Annotated in this window: 16 protein-coding genes and 1 tRNA gene; 10 read left to right on the forward strand and 7 right to left on the reverse strand. The window is 34.5% G+C overall.

What is annotated here, in order from left to right:
• Nucleotides 1-84: 84 nt before the first annotated feature.
• From CQA44_RS08075 to polA, 3 genes are all read left to right on the forward strand, one after another.
• Nucleotides 85-531, forward strand: coding sequence for a PaaI family thioesterase (locus CQA44_RS08075; RefSeq protein WP_115546755.1), 447 nt, complete (start codon nucleotides 85-87; stop codon nucleotides 529-531).
• Complete coding sequence (locus CQA44_RS08080) at nucleotides 531-1721, forward strand: glycosyltransferase (protein WP_115546756.1); 1191 nt, start codon at nucleotides 531-533, stop codon at nucleotides 1719-1721. The genes CQA44_RS08075 and CQA44_RS08080 overlap by 1 nt, the downstream gene beginning before the upstream one ends.
• 215 nt (nucleotides 1722-1936) lie before the next feature.
• The gene (gene polA, locus CQA44_RS08085) at nucleotides 1937-4969 is read left to right on the forward strand and encodes a DNA polymerase I (protein WP_115546757.1); all 3033 of its coding nucleotides are present in this window, start codon (nucleotides 1937-1939) and stop codon (nucleotides 4967-4969) included.
• A 138-nt stretch (nucleotides 4970-5107) separates the two neighbouring features.
• On the opposite strand, the gene CQA44_RS08090 is transcribed toward polA, so the two are convergent.
• From CQA44_RS08090 to CQA44_RS12585, 6 genes are all read right to left on the reverse strand, one after another.
• Nucleotides 5108-5914: a spermidine synthase spee gene (locus CQA44_RS08090; RefSeq protein ID WP_258864955.1), complete on the reverse strand. Its 807-nt coding sequence runs from the start codon at nucleotides 5912-5914 to the stop codon at nucleotides 5108-5110.
• A 9-nt stretch (nucleotides 5915-5923) separates the two neighbouring features.
• Complete coding sequence (locus CQA44_RS08095) at nucleotides 5924-6727, reverse strand: 3'-5' exonuclease (RefSeq protein ID WP_115546758.1); 804 nt, start codon at nucleotides 6725-6727, stop codon at nucleotides 5924-5926.
• 353 nt (nucleotides 6728-7080) lie between these two features.
• Entirely contained in the window at nucleotides 7081-8901 is a 1821-nt protein-coding gene (gene flgK / locus CQA44_RS08100) for a flagellar hook-associated protein FlgK (RefSeq protein WP_115546759.1), read from the reverse strand.
• 14 nt (nucleotides 8902-8915) lie between these two features.
• On the reverse strand, nucleotides 8916-9368 hold the full coding sequence (locus tag CQA44_RS08105; RefSeq protein WP_258864956.1) for a hypothetical protein: 453 nt from the start codon (nucleotides 9366-9368) through the stop codon (nucleotides 8916-8918).
• Nucleotides 9369-9692: 324 nt separating this feature from the next.
• Nucleotides 9693-9956: a biofilm formation regulator BssR gene (locus CQA44_RS08110; protein WP_115546761.1), complete on the reverse strand. Its 264-nt coding sequence runs from the start codon at nucleotides 9954-9956 to the stop codon at nucleotides 9693-9695.
• 65 nt (nucleotides 9957-10021) lie between these two features.
• Nucleotides 10022-10189 carry a hypothetical protein gene (locus tag CQA44_RS12585; RefSeq protein ID WP_181881833.1) on the reverse strand — a complete coding sequence of 56 codons (168 nt, stop codon included), beginning with the start codon at nucleotides 10187-10189 and terminating at the stop codon, nucleotides 10022-10024.
• A 222-nt stretch (nucleotides 10190-10411) separates the two neighbouring features.
• Here CQA44_RS12585 and CQA44_RS08115 point away from each other — a divergent pair, with 222 nt between their 5' ends.
• From CQA44_RS08115 to CQA44_RS08140, 7 genes are all read left to right on the forward strand, one after another.
• Complete coding sequence (locus CQA44_RS08115) at nucleotides 10412-11905, forward strand: peptidoglycan DD-metalloendopeptidase family protein (RefSeq protein ID WP_115546762.1); 1494 nt, start codon at nucleotides 10412-10414, stop codon at nucleotides 11903-11905.
• 52 nt (nucleotides 11906-11957) lie between these two features.
• The gene (gene ung / locus CQA44_RS08120; protein ID WP_115546763.1) at nucleotides 11958-12659 is read left to right on the forward strand and encodes a uracil-DNA glycosylase; all 702 of its coding nucleotides are present in this window, start codon (nucleotides 11958-11960) and stop codon (nucleotides 12657-12659) included.
• A gap of 4 nt (nucleotides 12660-12663) precedes the next feature.
• Nucleotides 12664-12828 (forward strand): hypothetical protein, encoded by a 165-nt coding sequence (locus tag CQA44_RS12590; protein WP_181881834.1) that lies wholly within the window; start codon nucleotides 12664-12666, stop codon nucleotides 12826-12828.
• A 289-nt stretch (nucleotides 12829-13117) separates the two neighbouring features.
• Nucleotides 13118-13194 (forward strand) — tRNA-Ile (locus tag CQA44_RS08125).
• 454 nt (nucleotides 13195-13648) lie between these two features.
• Nucleotides 13649-14194 (forward strand): DUF507 family protein, encoded by a 546-nt coding sequence (locus CQA44_RS08130; RefSeq protein WP_115546764.1) that lies wholly within the window; start codon nucleotides 13649-13651, stop codon nucleotides 14192-14194.
• 2 nt (nucleotides 14195-14196) lie between these two features.
• The gene (gene carA / locus CQA44_RS08135; protein WP_115546765.1) at nucleotides 14197-15474 is read left to right on the forward strand and encodes a glutamine-hydrolyzing carbamoyl-phosphate synthase small subunit; all 1278 of its coding nucleotides are present in this window, start codon (nucleotides 14197-14199) and stop codon (nucleotides 15472-15474) included.
• Nucleotides 15475-15495: 21 nt separating this feature from the next.
• Nucleotides 15496-16614 (forward strand): cytochrome-c peroxidase, encoded by a 1119-nt coding sequence (locus CQA44_RS08140; protein WP_258864957.1) that lies wholly within the window; start codon nucleotides 15496-15498, stop codon nucleotides 16612-16614.
• A 92-nt stretch (nucleotides 16615-16706) separates the two neighbouring features.
• On the opposite strand, the gene CQA44_RS08145 is transcribed toward CQA44_RS08140, so the two are convergent.
• The coding region (locus tag CQA44_RS08145) for an RNA-binding protein (protein ID WP_220272149.1) at nucleotides 16707-16898 on the reverse strand (192 nt) is incomplete at its 5' end.

Genomic DNA, 16898 nt, shown 5'->3' on the forward strand with positions numbered 1-16898 from the left:
AAGTTGTATTTTAAAATATAATTACGCATAAATAATTGCATTTTTTGTGTTAAAATATATTTTTAATAAAGCAAAGGAGGAATAATGACTGCAGAAGAAAATTCCGCGCAAGATACCCCTCTTACCAATCACTTAGAAGACAGAAGTATTGCAAAAGATATAAATTTTAAGTTTTCAGGCGAGTTGGTGGGGCTTGCTAACAATCTATCTCAGGTTATCTTCACGCCCATTTCAGAAATGTGTGTAGATTCACGACTTATCCATAGCGGATTTATTTTTAGTGCAGCTGCTCACGCTGCGCTGGCAGCTCTCAATAAAAAAAATAGCCTTATTATTGGGGCTGATATAAAATTTTTAGCACCTATTGAATTGGGACATGAAGTAATTTTTAAGGCTGAAGCCTTGCAAGACGATACAAAAAAATGCGAAGTAAAGGTAGAAGGATTCCTACTTGACATCAAAATCTTTTATGGCATGTTTTACATAGCTGTATTTGATAAAAAAATCTTTAAATTAAAATTTAATAATTAATGATTATAGGCATTGTTGTAGATTGCTACAACGATAGAAGCAATGGGACTTCTATGACAGCATTTCGTTTTGCAAGAGAGTTAGTAAAAAGAGGGCATGAAGTTCGCGTAGTCGCGACAAACAATAAAGATAAACAACAAAGGGAATATATAGGGAGTGAGGGAGAAAAAGTATATCTTGTCAAAGAACGTTATATCCCCATCGTTACAGAAATTTCACATAAACAACACATGGTTTTTGGTTCCTCAGATTCTAACATTTTAGAATCTGCAATAAGAGGTTGTGATATTGTGCATTTGTACTTACCGTTTGCGCTTGAAATTGCAGCTATGCGTTTATGCAGGAAAATGCACATTCCTTATATAAGTGCGTTTCATCTGCAACCACAACACATTAGCTATAATATGAATATGGATTTTGAATGGCTGAATAAATATCTCTTTAGAAGATTTTATAAAGTTTTTTATCGCTATACCCATCACATTCATTGTCCAAGCAAACTTATGAAAGAGGAAATAGAGAGAGCAGGATATGCTGGTAAAAAGTATGTCATTAGCAATGGGTTTAAGTTAAATGTTATGGAATCCAAGGGAGTTCCTTACCAAGATTCTCTTTTTCATATCATTGCAGTGGGTAGGCTATCTAAGGAAAAAAGGCATGATATTTTGATAAAGGCAATTGCTCAAAGTAAGTATGCAAAAAAAATTAAACTGCATTTGCATGGTATTGGACCCAAAGAAGAATATTTACGCAATCTTTGCGAAACCTTACTGCCCAATCCTATAGAGTTTGGCTTTATTGACAATGCAATATTGATTGGAAAGCTTAAAAGTGCCAATCTCTATGTGCATGCAGCGCAGGTAGAGAGCGAGGCAATTTCATGCTTGGAGGCAATTTCTGCTGGGGTCGTGCCTGTTATCGCAGATTCTAAAGTGAGCGCAACCAATCAGTTTGCTCTTGATTCGCGCAGTCTCTTTAGAACTAATGATACAACTGATTTGATGGCAAAAATAGAATATTGGATAGAACATCCACAAGAATTAGAGATAATGAAAGCAGAATATGCGAAATCTGCGCTAAAATATGATCTTGACTTAAGTATTGATAAGATTGTAGAGGTGTATAAAGAAGCCATTGCAGATTTTAGAGATAATCCGCAATTATTTGAAACTGTCAATCTTAGAAGTTAAGAAGTTGTGATTGTGGTGTTAGATTCTAAACATTGCCATGTTTAAGCTCCCAACAAGACTTGAGAATGTATGGGACTTTGTTCTTGCAAGCTTTGTTAGTCGTATTGCTTTGTATGCCCTATCATTTATACTCGTATCTATGGCATAGAGTCTAGATTCTTAAGAGCATTGATAGATAGAACAAATGAGTGTGTGAAAAAATAAGGAACATAATTATGCAAAAGCCTGTAATCTTAGTTGATACTTTTGGTTATTTTTTTCGTAGTTATTATGCCCTACCACCTTTGCAAAATTCCAAGCAATTTCCTACCTCATTGCTCACAGGTTTTAGCCATTTTATTTTTAACCTCTACAAGGACAATCCACAGACTTGCATCATTTTTGCACTTGAAGGAGGTGGGACAAACAAACGCAAAGAAATATACCCACAATATAAGGCAAACAGACAGAAAGCACCAGAAGATTTACTTTTACAATTGCCCGTAGCTTTAACATGGCTAGAAAAAATGCAGGTTCCTCAAGTTATGTTTGATGGCTATGAAGCGGACGATTGTATTGCGAGTTTATCTAGTCTAGCCAATGCAATGAATTTAGAAGTGCAAATCATTAGCCATGACAAAGATTTATATCAGCTTATCAACGAAAAAACAAGTCTTTTTGATTACGCTAGAAAGCAAAAAATCACAGCTAAGGAATGTCAAGAAAAATTTGGCGTTACCCCCAAGGAATTTATTACTTATCAAAGCATTGTAGGAGATTCTAGTGATAATATTCCCGGTATTAAGGGAATTGGAATGAAAGGCGCACAACAAATTTTAGCACATTTCAAGGATTTGAATGTACTCTATGCTACATTAGAATCTCATGAGGAAAAGCTTATAGGTCTTTTTGGCAAAAGAATTACGGGTCTTATCAAAGAACATAAAGATACAGCCTTTTTAAGCCAGAATCTTGTAACCTTAAAAAAGGATTTATTTCCTAAGTATGATTTTTTATCCTCACAAAATCACAATAATCCTATGCCTCTTCTAAAGATACAACAAGAGTTAGCAGAATACGAATTGTATAAAATTATTGGGAATCTCAAAAAATATCAGCCCACTTTTTCTACACAACAAAAAAACCTTGTTAGCGCAGAAGCGAAAAATACAAGTGATAATTCTATAATTTTAGATTATACCCAGCAAGGTGAACAAAGTACAGGTAGCCCTATAACCAAGCAGACATTTCGATTTAATTATCAGGCAATTACAGAAGCAAAACAGCTTTTTACCTTATTAGAATCTATCCCTAAGGGTACGACAATAGCCTTTGACTGTGAAACAGATGGGCTTAATGTGAAAGAAAATGTTATGGTGGGCTTTAGTTTTTGCTTTGATGGATTGCAAGGATACTATGTTCCATTTTTACATGGTATCAATGTGCAAGAAGATTCTGTCCTCCCCTCTACCTTATTGACATCAAATGAATATAAAAGGCTAGAATCTCAAGAAGATTTCCCTCTTATATCCCAAAATAGCACCCAAGGTTCTATCAAGTATCATACAGTTTCAGAATCTCTTTTTGATTCTTTAAGAGAATCTTCTTCCAAAGAAGATTGCAAGTTGCATCAAAGTCCGCTTAAACAAATTTCTAAAAAGGACGCAAAGCGGGCATTAGAAATAATTTTTTCTTATCCTCTTATTGGGCATAATCTTAAGTTTGATATTAGTATGGCATGGCATAATTTCGGGATTTTGCCTAAAGAGTGCATTATGGATTCCATGATTCTTGCTTGGCTTTTAGATTCCAATCAAAGCCTAAGCCTTGATAATTTGATGTGGCAGTATTTTGGACATAAAATGATAGCTTTCAGTGATGTTGTAGCAAAGAATCACACTTTTGATTCTGTTGATATAGAGAAAGCAAGTGAATACGCGAGCGAGGACGCGGTAGCCACTTATCAACTTTATAAGCATTTAGAATTACTTACTCCTCCAGACATTCTCAAGATTGCAAAGGAGTTAGAATTTCCTTTTATTCTTACTCTTTGCTATATGGAGGATTCGGGTATTAGAATCAATAGAGAGTATTTTCTTGATCTTAAGCAAGATTTTACAAGAAAATTGCATGTCTTGCAGCAGCAAATCTATCAAGAATCAGGCTATGAATTTAATATCAATTCACCCAAACAACTTGCTCAAGTTCTCTTTGAATATCTTAAATTAGATTCTAAGCAAACAAAACGCAATAAGCCCCTTAGCACTAATGAAGTTACGCTCCATAATCTCATTGATAAGCATCCTGTGATTGCTTTGTTGCTTGAATATCGAGAAGTTTTTAAGCTTTTTAGCACTTATATTGAACCGCTTTTAAAGCTTACTCAAACACATAAAAGAATTTATACTTCTTTTATCCAAACAGGAACAAATACAGGGAGACTTAGCTCAAAATCACCCAACTTACAAAATATTCCTGTGCGAAGTGAATTAGGGAAAAGTATTCGTATGGGGTTTGAGGCAGAGAGTGGCAATGTGCTTGTAAGTCTTGACTATTCGCAAATTGAATTGCGACTTCTAGCTCATTTTAGTCAAGATTCTGTCCTGATAGAATCCTTTAAGAATAATGCTGATATTCATGCGGAAGCTGCGAGGAGAATTTTTGGTTCTGTATTTGAAAATGCCGATTCTGCCACTATGGTAAATTTACGCAACATTGCAAAATCTATTAATTTTGGATTAATCTATGGCATGGGGGCAAGAAAATTGGCTCAAACACTACGTATTAGCAATGGCGAAGCAAAGACATACATTGAAAGTTATTTTGCGAGTTTTCCTACTGTTAAACAATATTTGGAACAAAAAAAAGAAGAAATCTTACAACAAGGATATAGCCAGACCTTGCTGGGTAGGAAGCGGCATTTCGATTTCTTGAATGCTACGGAGTTTATGCGACAAAACTTTTTGCGAGAGGGGATAAATGCCATTTTCCAAGGAAGTGCAGCTGATTTAATGAAGCTTAGCATGAATGCAATATTTGATAATATTGCAGATTTTAGGAAATCTTATGTGTCTAATGTTGATTTGCAAGATTCTAAACATGCTAAGATGCTTTTGCAAGTACATGATGAACTTATCTTTGAGATAGAAGAAAGCAAAGCACAAAGGCTTGCCAATAATATTAAAGAGATTATGGAGAATATCTATTGTTTAGATGTACCCCTTATTTGCAATGTTGCATGTGGAAAATCATGGGCTAGTCTTAAGTAGCTTGATTTGTACATGAGCCATTGTAGGTGAGTATAAATTGCCTTGCTTGCTGCTCGTTATATAGGGTTTGTGATAGGGGAAAGGATACTTTTGCAAGTTGTTATTTGGACTGCATTATACATGTGAATAATATGTAATTTAATTTTTTACATAAGGTGCAATAATATTTTGAATCCTATTTGGCAATCTAAAGGCACTAGTGTGTATGTTGGCATTGTAAAAATGCAGATTCTCCAGCATATCACTTTTCTGTAGAATCAGATCGGCTAAGGGGTGGAATTTTTTACTAGCAAAAATATAAAAATTATTCTCTAGGCAACAAACAACAAACGGCATGAGAATATGCGAAAAATCCTTGGCAACATCAAGCGTTTGTAATGCAAGATTAGTCTCTAGGTAGAGATTATGCAGACGATAAATTAAGATAGATTCTTGGTTGGCAAGTTTCCCTAATGCACTGAATTCATTATTTTTAATCTCACCTAAATGAATGACAATATCGTATTGTGTAGTCTTGAGACTTAAAAAATTATCGTAGAGAGAGATACGATTGCTTTGTGTGATTTCCTTGAAATGCGGCAAGAAACCACTCAACGTATAAAATGCTTCTTTGTCTGGCATGATAATATCCACTTCCAACCCTTCTTTGGCAAGTAAATACGCAATTTCACAATTTAATGTTCCGCAGACCAAGGCGCGTTTGGGCATTGGATGCACGCAAAAGGGAATATAGGCTAGCATCTCGTTTTGTGCGTAAGTAAATTTTTCAATCAGAATCTCTTGTGTGTGTTGTGTTCTGTTCTTATAATTAATTAGCGCAATTTGATCAAAAGCTTGAGAGTTAAAAAGCTCGATATTTAAGGAATCTGTATTATATTCAGCAAATTTGTTGTTGATGAGTAATTGTGTCCGCATTGTTTCAGAGAGTGTTCTGTTTAACCACATAGTAATCCTTTATGAATATTTTTGTATTTCATTTGTTAGGCAAGTAACAAGTGCTTCTTTATAAGGAGCATTTTCAGGAAGATTATCCTGCATTCTTGCGAGATTTGTCAAATAATCAGTGATTTGTATCATACCTTTTGTGAGCTCAAATTTCAAGAAAAGCCAATAAGTGTTAAGCACGTCACTTTGACAGTAAAAATCCACCTTTTCAAGATTATTTTCAGTAAAAATAAGTTCAAAAACTTGCTTACCACTTATTTCATATTTTCCCATAATTCCAGCCATTTTGCAAATAGAATCTAGGTTTAAATTCCTTGCTGCACCATAATTACTAAGTGTATCAAATAAATCAAGATGAAATCTCTCACTATATCTCTGCCTATAATTTTCCCATTTATTTTTGCCAAATTGTGCATTCTCTATCTCATAATAAGCAGAAAGATTTATGTTATATTTCAATGCCCTAAGGGCTATAAGCGGCATATCAAACCCTCTGCCGTTAAAACTTACCAAACGCGGATTTTGTTTATTGATAAATGTACTGAATTCTTGCAACAATACTCTTTCTCTATTTTCTATATCTATGTTTTTAGCAAAGTGTCCTACTTTGATAAAATTGCCAAAATCATCTGCTAGGACACTAGCAATGGAAATGATTCTATGGAAGCTTAGAGGGAGAAATTCAGAACCGCTTATTTCTTTTTGTGCCTCAAAAGCTTGCTTGCAGATTGAGAGAGAATCCCCTCTGTATCCATAAATTTCTTGTAGAAGTTTTATATCGGGCACACTTTCAATATCAAATATACAAATCATAGTCTTTCCTTTGCTCTATGTATGAAATCTTAATTCTTATGCTTGTATGCAGCTATCAAAGCATGAATTCATAAAGGCAGATTTGATTCTCTTTGCAAAGATTGCTTGGCTATATCAAACTCACTTAATTGAAAATTTATAAGAATAATTTATTCTTAAGCGATATGGTTTTCACATTGTAATCCAAGAGTGATGGGGTATTTTTCTTACCTTGATCTTTCAATGTGCTGCTAAATGAATTCGCGTGTAGCACAATATAAGAGACATCTCAGAAATTAGATTAATAATCTGCAATGTAATCTCATAGGAAGCTAGAGTTTATTGAAAAATAAATGAGCTTAGTAGCAATAGAATTATTGCTTAATGCTTAGTAAGGTCTCAATCATTCTATCAATGGTTGTAATAACTTTTGCATTGGCTGCATATCCGCCTTGAAACTTAATAAGATTGACCATTTCTTCATCTACACTCACTTGGGAAATTGCCAAGTGTTCTTTTTTGATTGCTTCTAAAATACTCTTCTTGGTATCGAGTGTGATTTTTACCTCTTGGGTTTGATTGGCGACTGCACCTGTGGTAAATTGATAAAACTCATTAATCTTCATATGTTTTTTATCGAGTTTATTTTGATAAAATTCTACTTCTTCATACTGTAATTGCTGCATCATATTGGCAACATCAAAATTGCCGCTAACAGGCATAAGCCACGGGCGAATCTTGGTGGAGTCTTTACGGTATTCATATTCTAGGTTAATACTACTTGCATCATTACCAGCAAAAAATCTATTAACTCCAAACGCACCTGTAAAGTTTGTTCCGTGGTCCTGTAAGCCCACATACAAACCTCTCGAGGGATATTTTGATGTGATTCTGAACTGTTTAGAATTATCATCATAATAAGCAGTAAAATAATCATCAAAATCATCTAAAGCATTATTGTTGTTATTGTCATCTGTGTTGGCATTAATCTGCTTGACAATATCACGCATCGTGGTGGGGACATCAATAACAATATCCTTTTTTGCAAGTACTTCACCATTGGCATTGTAGGCATATAATGTGAATTTACCCATTTTGACATTATAATTAGTATCTCTAAGGGCTTCATTCTTATTGATTTCTAAAATATCGCTCTTGATTTCTTCTGTTCCACTTTGCGCATAAATGGTATTAGTTGCTTCTATAAGTCCTCTTGCAAAGCTATCAAGAAGATTCATATAATATTGCAATTTACCTACTTTTGTGCCTTCATAGCCATTATTATAGAGATCAATAAGCGCACCTGCCTTGCCCTCATCGATTCTGTCTGTAATATCCACATCCTTAAAGTCATAGCCTCGAATATATAACCGATTAAGCCCAGCTGCATTGTTGGTCTTATTTAAAATAATGGGGTGAAAGTTTGCTCCATCAATCATGCTGAATCCATGTCCAATTGTGAAAGTATAATCTTCATCATAATCTGCGTCTTGAGCACCTACAAGATTATTTGCCTTTAATTTGCTTTTAAAAACGTTGCCTCCTAAAATTTCACGCAAACGAAACTCTAGTTCATCGCGCCTATCGCGCAATTCATTTGCTTGCTTAAGTGTGAGACTGTCCTCCATTTCTTTCATTTTTTTATTGATTTCAGCAATTTGCGCACCTAGTTTATTGGCATCATTAATTTGTGCTTCAAGTTCCTCGCTTTTTTTGCGTTGTAAAATTACTAGCTTTTCTTTTGTATCATTGAGATTGCGCGTGAGAATCATAGCATTCTTTGCTAAAACTTGTTTTTGTGCAGTGTCATTAGGATTTTTTGCAATATCTTTCCATGAATTGAAGTATTCTTCCAAATCATTATAGATTCCCACCCCTTCAACATCAGGAAAAAATGTGCTGGCTTCACGTAAAGTTGTAAATTCTGTGTCAAAGAAATTATGTTCAGTGGCTGCTTTTGAATATCTTGAAAACACAAATTCATCATGCAATCTTTGAATTGAATCAACGCTCACACCCCGTCCGAGATTGTAGTCTGGATAATACAATGGCTTTTCAGGATGAACGATAACTCTTTGCCTTGTGTAAAATTCATCACTTGCGTTTGCAATATTATTGCCGGTTACATCAACCATAAGTTGATGCGCATGTAGTCCTGTTGTGCTTGTATGCAATGAAGATAAAATACCACCCATTGTACTCTCCTTGCTTAAACTTGTATTTTGAGCAATTGGCTTTGTTCGGCGCGGCTTTTATAGTCTGCCTTTTCACGTGGGATAAGCCTATCTGCAATAGAAGTATAAAATTCACTTACTGCAAATGCTATATGTGCGTAATGGGTATTGAGCGATTTTAATTCTTCTAATGCCTTGCGCATTTCGGTAAGAAGCCTGTCTGCTTTTTCGTCTAGTATTTCAGCGATTTTCAAATGCGGATATTGTTGCGTTAATTGCAATATTTCACGATCGATTTTGCCTTTAGCAAACTCAAATTCTTTAATCGCAGTAACTTTTGTATGGCTACGATTAAAAATGATTTCATGATTGGCAATTTTTATATCTTCTATATCTTCTTTTGTGAAGTTGATGAGTGATTGGAGCATATCAATTGCTTCTTGCAAATATGTATGTAACGAATCTGTTTGTATCATTTTGAACCTCAATGATTGAACAGACAGACCTTTAGATTTTGGAGGTGTGGATAACGGTTGTAATTGTATGTTTTGTGAGATGAAACTCTAAAACAAAATATTTAACAACCTCTTAAAGCCACCAAAGATTTTATTGCTATTAAACACAACTTTATGGATATGGATTCTGCTAGCTTAAGACTAGCGATAATGCTACACCAAAAAGAATATTTGGGGAAGCAAACACGATAATCTTCAAAATTCTAAAAGTTTCCCACATTTTTAATAGATATGTTTAAGATTCTTGATTGCTAAGAAATGCGTTTAGCTTTCAATATTTGTTAAAGTCTGCCTTATCTATACATTAAGCAAACTTTGTGCCATTTTCTCTGAAGTGGCAGCTAAATCAAGTTTATATGTTCCATTTCTAATGTCTTCTTTAATTTTAGCGATTTTATCATCATGTGCTTTTTCTGCTCTATTTAATGTAGAAGCTTTTTCTTGCTCAAGAACATTTTTTTCTGCGATGATCTTATCTTGCACATTGCGATTAAGTTCATTTCTCGTGTCTCGATTTTGGGCTTGTTGAACAGAAGCCATCACACTGCTTGCAACTCTCATAATGTCTCCTTACATTAATGTTTTACATATTATACAATCGGTAGTTTAATCAAAAAATTAAGTAATTATTTGATTTTTTTGTTAATTTCTGATTGGAAATTTTCTACCGTTGTAACAGATCCTTTTTTGCCTCCAGCATAAGAAGCAGCCCCCTTATAAGTATAGAATGCGACAAAGCCCATAGCATACAAAAAGATTATAAAAATCAATGTAGGATAAATAAAATCTCGCATTTTTACAACCTATATTAATCTTAATTCTTTATTACATGGAGTTAGAAATCCTATAAACAAGGGAGATTATTGTTATTCTGGAATTAAGCCTTTATGATTGATTTTTTTGATATAATGTGCTTTTTAATCCCAACCAATAACTGCTAGAGTCTAGCAAATATAATGCCAATTGTAACATATTTCTAGCTTTTTTACTATATTTTATATGAGGAATCTTTGAGTATGCATGCACTTTCTTTAGTAAAACTGTATTTTCTAAGTATTTTTTCTTTTTTCATTGTTTTTGCATTTTCGCAAAATATCAAAGAAGAATCTAGTTCCAACACAGAATCTAGTAACACTCAAGCAAACAAAACAATCCCCCCTAAACCTAGCCAGCAAAATGGTTTTTATGCAGTCTATGCCGAACGTGTTAAATGGGAATATGGCTCTACTCTACTTGGATTCCTCACTAAAAATAATATCCCCGAGAAAACTTATTATAATCTTGCTCCAGAGGACAAAGAACTCGTTGCAGATGTTAAGGTAGATTCTGATGTTTTTATCATGCGAGATTCTAAAGGCGCGTTATTGCAAGCTTTTTTACCATTGAATGCAGAAACACAAGTCAAAATATTTTTTGATTCTAGCCAAAATTCCTACACAATAGCAATCATACCTATTATTTCTTTGCACACTAAACAAAAAGTCCTTGCTAAAATCCAAGATGGCGGCGGACCTTCTAGCGCGCTTTATGGTGCAACGCAAGATTCTAAACTCAATCAGGAATTTCTTGTTGCCTACAAGCTGAGGCATACAGTGCAAAAAGGAGACCGTGTAGCTCTTGTCTATTACCGTAAATATCGTTTGGGTAAGCCTATTGGCTCGCCTGAAATAAGGGCAATTGCTGTAGAATCTAACAAAAAGTTTTACTATCTCTTTGGATTTCAAAATCGATATTACAATGAAGAAGGCAAGGAAATGGCAAATTTCTTTCTTATTACTCCGGTAAAATATCGCCGTATTAGCTCAAAATTTTCATCAGGACGCAAGCACCCTGTTCTAGGTTATACAAGACCGCATTACGGAGTGGATTTCTCTGCTGGAACAGGGACTCCTATTTATGCTGCTGGTGAGGGTAAAATTATTTTTTCGGGAGTAAAAGGCGGCTATGGAAAGATGGTTGAAATTCAGCATGCTGGCGGAATCAAAACACTTTATGCACACATGAGTAAAATTGCAAAGAATTCTCGTCCGGGAGTATTCGTTCGTCAAGGTGCGCATATTGGAAATGTTGGCAGCACAGGACTTAGCACAGGACCACATTTACATTTTGGTGTGTATAAAAATAATAAGCCGATTAATCCGCTAGGACAGATTAAAACCACACGCAGAGAATTAAGCGGAAAGAATAAGCAGGCATTTGCCTCATTTTCCAATATTGCGAAAAAAGAAATAGATAATTTTATTGCCAATGCGTTTATTCCTGAAGGAAGCGATTCTACTGTTGTTCGCACTCTTTTAGATTTTGAAAATTCAGAGGATTCAGAAAACGATGAGGGAGACTTTAGTGAAATATCTAGTTTGGAAAATAAGTTTTGTTGTTCATCTGCCTTGACATTATTATCTTATGGGCGTTTTTTATCGACCACAAAGCCTATACTGAGTTTATTTAAAAAACAAAACTTGTTTAATGAAAAATCTGGGCAATACCTATTAGCTAGTCAAAGTAATTAGTTGCGTTTGAAAAACTTGTTTCGTATAACAATCTCAACATGAAGGATAGGACTTGTATCCCAAAACACTACACAAAGATTGGTGTGAATTTTTGAAAGATGAGTTTAATAAGCCTTATTTTAAGAATATTATACAATCTTACAAGCATGCTCAACATAGCAATCAAACCATTTTTCCTCCAAGAGAATTAATCTTTAATGCTTTTAATCTTACTCCTCTACACAGTATACGTGTTGTTATTTTAGGACAAGATCCTTATCATGGGAGTTTTAGATTTTGCGACAAAGAGATTCCACAGGCAATGGGACTAAGTTTTAGTGTGCCAAGACCTGTGCCAATTCCACCTAGCTTAAAAAATATTTATGAAGAAATCACACAAAGCTTGGGGATTATTATGCCAAATCATGGTGATTTGAGTGTCTGGGCAAGCAGAGGAATATTGCTTTTGAACGCTATACTGACCGTAGAGAAAGGCAAAGCTGGATCACATAAGGATTTTGGTTGGGAATACTTTAGTGATTCTGTCATAGCTAGAATCTCAGATAAATTAGAGGGGGTTGTTTTTATGCTTTGGGGAAATTTTGCGAAGAAGAAAATAGGATTAATTAATTGTACAAAACATATTGTTATCACTGCTCCCCATCCTAGTCCCTTGACACAGGGATTTGTTGGTAGTGGTATTTTTAAACGTGCGAATGAAGAGCTTTTAAAACGGGGCAAAGAACCCATTGACTGGTCTTTACCTTTAATGTAATAAAATGAGGGTTGCAAACTTGTATCTAAGCCTTGATTCTAAAGAGACTCTTGCTGTTAAGTTGTGTGGTGTTAATTTAGAATCTTTAGCTGAAGGGGAGAGAATGTTATTGAAAATCCACATCTATACTAAGGTTAAAAAGCTAAACCTTAGTATAGATTCTGTATAAACTATGACTCGCCTTTGCTTGAATTAGGGGATAAATTATTTGGCAATTACAATCATATTGTTTTTTGTAGCTATCAAGTTTCTCTGTGATTGAAACTCAATCAAAGTAACTTAAGGACTATGAAAATAAAACCAACAAAGAATTTGTAACGTTATAGAAAAAAGCACACTTTACAAGAAATGCTATTTGCTTAGTCTAAAGTAAAATCGCAATACAAACGGAATCCTTATTTATTATTTTAGACTATAATTCACTTTTTTAAATGAGCTCTTGATTGATAAAAATCTAGGGATCTTTAGCTCAGTTGGTTAGAGCGCTCGGCTCATAACCGAGTGGTCGTAGGTTCAAGTCCTACAAGATCCACCATTTAATCTTTTTAATCCTCTTTATGCTTTTATTTCTAAAACATCATCAAAGATTTTAAATATGGCAGTTTTTTAGGATATGACAAGTAAAATTATTTACCAACTTGTTGTTTCCCAACTTTATAAATTAGGTAAATTATAGGTTTTTAGATTATCACTTAATTTTATACAAGCTTGCATTTATTTGCTTTTTTAAACTCCTCACTCATGTGGTATAAAACTAGCATTAAGTTTGGCTAATAGATTCTTTTTGAATGACGTATTATTTTATTCATTATTATCGTTATTAATTGTCTCATTTAACAATAAGCGATAAAGTTGTGATTTATTGCATCTTGCTTTGTGTCTTGTAAATCAGAGAAAAAGACTTGTATTCATGAAATTTTTATGAAATGTTAGCTAGAATTAGTAGTTACATTTTAAGATTCTTTTTAGTTCTATTACAAGGAGATATAATGAAATTAAAACCTCAGCATGCTCAATTTCTTGCCAATCATATTGTGCTTGACCTCGGTCATTCCAGCATCATCCAAATTACTTCTCCTTTAGCAAATCTTAATCGTCTTGCTACTGATATTATCAAAGAAGACATGCAGCAAGAAGCAAATATTGAAAAAAAGACACGCGATATACTAGAACAGTATCAAGAAGAAATTGAGGAAGATGAAGTGAATGAAAAACAGCTTTTTGCTATGGTGAAGAAGCAAATTGCAAAAGAAGAGGGTTTTTTACTTTCACACAACGAGAGATATAGCCAATTAGCACATAAAATCCTTGATGAATTTATAGAGGAGAAATACATTATTTGCAAAGTGCCTGAAAACACTGTGAAAAATATTATTCTTGAATCTATGCAAAGCTATATGAAATTCCAAGAAAATGCTTATGATGCAGTTATTGCCAAGCTTAAGAATTACAAGAAAAAACTTGTTGCTGGGAGCGATGAGTATGAACTAATCTTTGCTAGACTTTATGAAGAAGAATTGAGCAAAAAAGGCTAGCTATGCTGTTACAAGATATTTTTATTTACTTTGAAAATGATGTTTATGTGAGGGCAAAGGGCTTTGGTGCTACTCATTTTGCATCTGAATATGTTGTTGGGGAAGCAGTATTCAACACTTCACTCACCGGGTATCAAGAGATTATTACAGACCCTAGTTATGCGGGACAATTTATTACATTTTGCATGCCAGAGATTGGCATTGTAGGATGCAATCAGCAGGATATGGAATCAAGAAAGGTTTTTGCTAGGGGAATTATTGTCCGTAATCTTAGCAAAATAAAGTCTAACTTTCGTGCGCAAGAGAATCTTCTTTCTTTTTGTGAAAAATACAACTTACTTGGAATCTGCAATATTAATACGCGACAAATCGTCCAAATGCTGCGCAATAATGGTGCAATGATGATGATAGCTTCTAACGTTTTACGCGATAAAGATTCTCTTAGAACAGCATTGCAACATGCCAAAAAGATTCAAGATATTAATTTAGTGCAAGAAGTAAGCACTCAACATGCGTATATTCATAAAGATTCTATCTTTGATTTCAAGCATTTTAATTATGGTTCTGTGGTAACTAGCGACCAAGATTCTAAACAACCTAAAGAATCTCATCAGGATTCTTTAGGTATTGCCCATAGAGATAGCATTAATCACGATGCCACCGAATCTATGACCAATAGCCTTAATGTTAAACAGTGCTATAAAAAAATTATTGCTATTGATTTTGGCATTAAGCGCAATATTCTCAATGAGCTTACTGCTGCAGGTTTATTTGTTGAGGTTATTCCATACGATTTTAATCCTCACGACATCATTAGAAAATATCAAGAAAAAGAAATTGGAGGAGTATTTCTTAGTAATGGACCAGGGGACCCTCAATCATTGCAAGATCAAATTGATAAAATCAAACTTCTTATCAAAGCAAAAATTCCTATGTTTGGAATTTGTCTGGGGCATCAGCTTTTAAGCAATGCTTTTGGTTATCCCACTTATAAACTCAAATTTGGACAACATGGAGGTAATCACCCCGTAAGAAACCTTCAAACAAATGCCCTAGAAATCACAGCACAGAATCATAATTACAATGTGCCAGAATCAATTTCTGAAGTTGCTTTTATCACTCATCGCAATCTCTTTGATAACACTATTGAGGGAGTGCGCTATAAAGACTATCCTATTTTTTCAGTGCAACACCATCCAGAAGCAAGCCCTGGACCTAAAGAAGCAAGCAAGCTATTTAGAGAATTTGCCAATATCGTAGATTCTACAGTATGGACTTGATTGAGATTCCAAAGGATTATTTTGAAAGCAAGAACTAAGGTATCAATCTCTAACAATGCAGGTTTTGTAGGGAATAAAAAGATTCTGTATAGCAGTATTGCCTTAAGTATTTGCATTGTTTTTTTATCCGTTGCTTTTGGCTTTACAGATATGGCTTTGCGTATGCAGGAAATCATTGATAAAGCAAATGCAAGCGGATTGCAACCGTTACCCAATGACAATAAGTTATTGTCCATGCAAAGAAGCATGCTCAATGTAGCAAAAATGACAAAAGAGCAGATTGAGTTGGGCAAGATTCTTTATTTTGACCCACGTTTAAGTGGGGATAAACAACACTCTTGTAATTCATGCCATAATATTTCTTTGTTTGGAGTAAGCAATATAAACAAGGAAAATAATCCTAAACAGTTAGTAGTGCCGACTATTTTTAATGTGATGTTTAATGATACGCTTTATTATCAAGGTGAAATTAGCAAAACTGATAGAGCAGATAAGAATACTACTGCGTTTGGTCCTAATTACACTGTTGCAAGAGCCGCTTTGAAAGCTTTAAGCGCAGATAACGAAATGAGAGGGGATATAAGCAAGATTGTAAGTAGCATTGCAAAATCAGATGAATATATGTCTTATTTCAAACGTGCGTATGGAACAAAAGTTAAAATTACCCCAGAGATTATTGCTGAAAGTCTTGCTAGTTTTATTATGACACTGAATACCTTTAGTCGCTATGATGATTTTTTAGCAGGGAACATTAAGGCATTAAGTGTAGCAGAAGCTGAAGGATTGGAAGTCTTTATCGATAATGGCTGTGTTGCTTGCCATAATGGTATTAATTTGGGAGGCAGCATGCAACCCTTTGAAGTGATGCGCCAATATAGATTTAAATCGCAAGGAGGATTAGAATCTGACTCTAATAATATGTTGAAAGTCTCTACCCTACGTAATGTTACAGTAACATCACCCTACTTTCATAATGGCGCATTTACAAGATTAGAGGATGCGGTTAAAGAAATGGGGCAGATTCAAATTGGAATCACTTTATCTAGTAAGGATATAAAAAAAATTATTGCCTTTTTTCAATCATTACGTGGCAACCCCAGCTCTCTTGAGTTGCCTATACTGCCTTTTATGGGACAATGAGTTGATGGCTTGGATTGAGAGTTTAATATTTTTTGGGTATATTGAGAATAGGATTTCTGTTAGAGTCTAGTGTCTGTTTGAAATTTATGGTTTCAGGGTAGAGATTTTTGTGTGTTTTTTGCCCCGCTAACTTTAATTACCCTCCCCAAAAATACAGTTTGGTTTAGCATTTCAATGGCACAATCGGCATTATCTGCTTCCATTTCTACAAAAGCATAACCCTTAAGCTTGTTGGTTTGTTTGTCATTAATGATTTTTATGGAAAGAACATCTCCATATTGCGC

The organism is Helicobacter sp. MIT 14-3879 (genome assembly GCF_003364125.1).

Excerpts from the sequence above, each read along its gene's own strand:
- CQA44_RS08075 (WP_115546755.1), top strand. The coding sequence starts at position 85 with ATGACTGCAGAAGAAAATTCCGCGCAAGATACCCCTCTTACCAATCAC.
- CQA44_RS08080 (WP_115546756.1), top strand. The coding sequence starts at position 531 with ATGATTATAGGCATTGTTGTAGATTGCTACAACGATAGAAGCAATGGG.
- polA (WP_115546757.1), top strand. The coding sequence starts at position 1,937 with ATGCAAAAGCCTGTAATCTTAGTTGATACTTTTGGTTATTTTTTTCGT.
- CQA44_RS08090 (WP_258864955.1), bottom strand. The coding sequence starts at position 5,914 with ATGTGGTTAAACAGAACACTCTCTGAAACAATGCGGACACAATTACTC.
- CQA44_RS08095 (WP_115546758.1), bottom strand. The coding sequence starts at position 6,727 with ATGATTTGTATATTTGATATTGAAAGTGTGCCCGATATAAAACTTCTA.
- flgK (WP_115546759.1), bottom strand. The coding sequence starts at position 8,901 with ATGGGTGGTATTTTATCTTCATTGCATACAAGCACAACAGGACTACAT.
- CQA44_RS08110 (WP_115546761.1), bottom strand. The coding sequence starts at position 9,956 with ATGAGAGTTGCAAGCAGTGTGATGGCTTCTGTTCAACAAGCCCAAAAT.
- CQA44_RS12585 (WP_181881833.1), bottom strand. The coding sequence starts at position 10,189 with ATGCGAGATTTTATTTATCCTACATTGATTTTTATAATCTTTTTGTAT.
- CQA44_RS08115 (WP_115546762.1), top strand. The coding sequence starts at position 10,412 with ATGCATGCACTTTCTTTAGTAAAACTGTATTTTCTAAGTATTTTTTCT.
- CQA44_RS12590 (WP_181881834.1), top strand. The coding sequence starts at position 12,664 with ATGAGGGTTGCAAACTTGTATCTAAGCCTTGATTCTAAAGAGACTCTT.
- CQA44_RS08130 (WP_115546764.1), top strand. The coding sequence starts at position 13,649 with ATGAAATTAAAACCTCAGCATGCTCAATTTCTTGCCAATCATATTGTG.
- carA (WP_115546765.1), top strand. The coding sequence starts at position 14,197 with ATGCTGTTACAAGATATTTTTATTTACTTTGAAAATGATGTTTATGTG.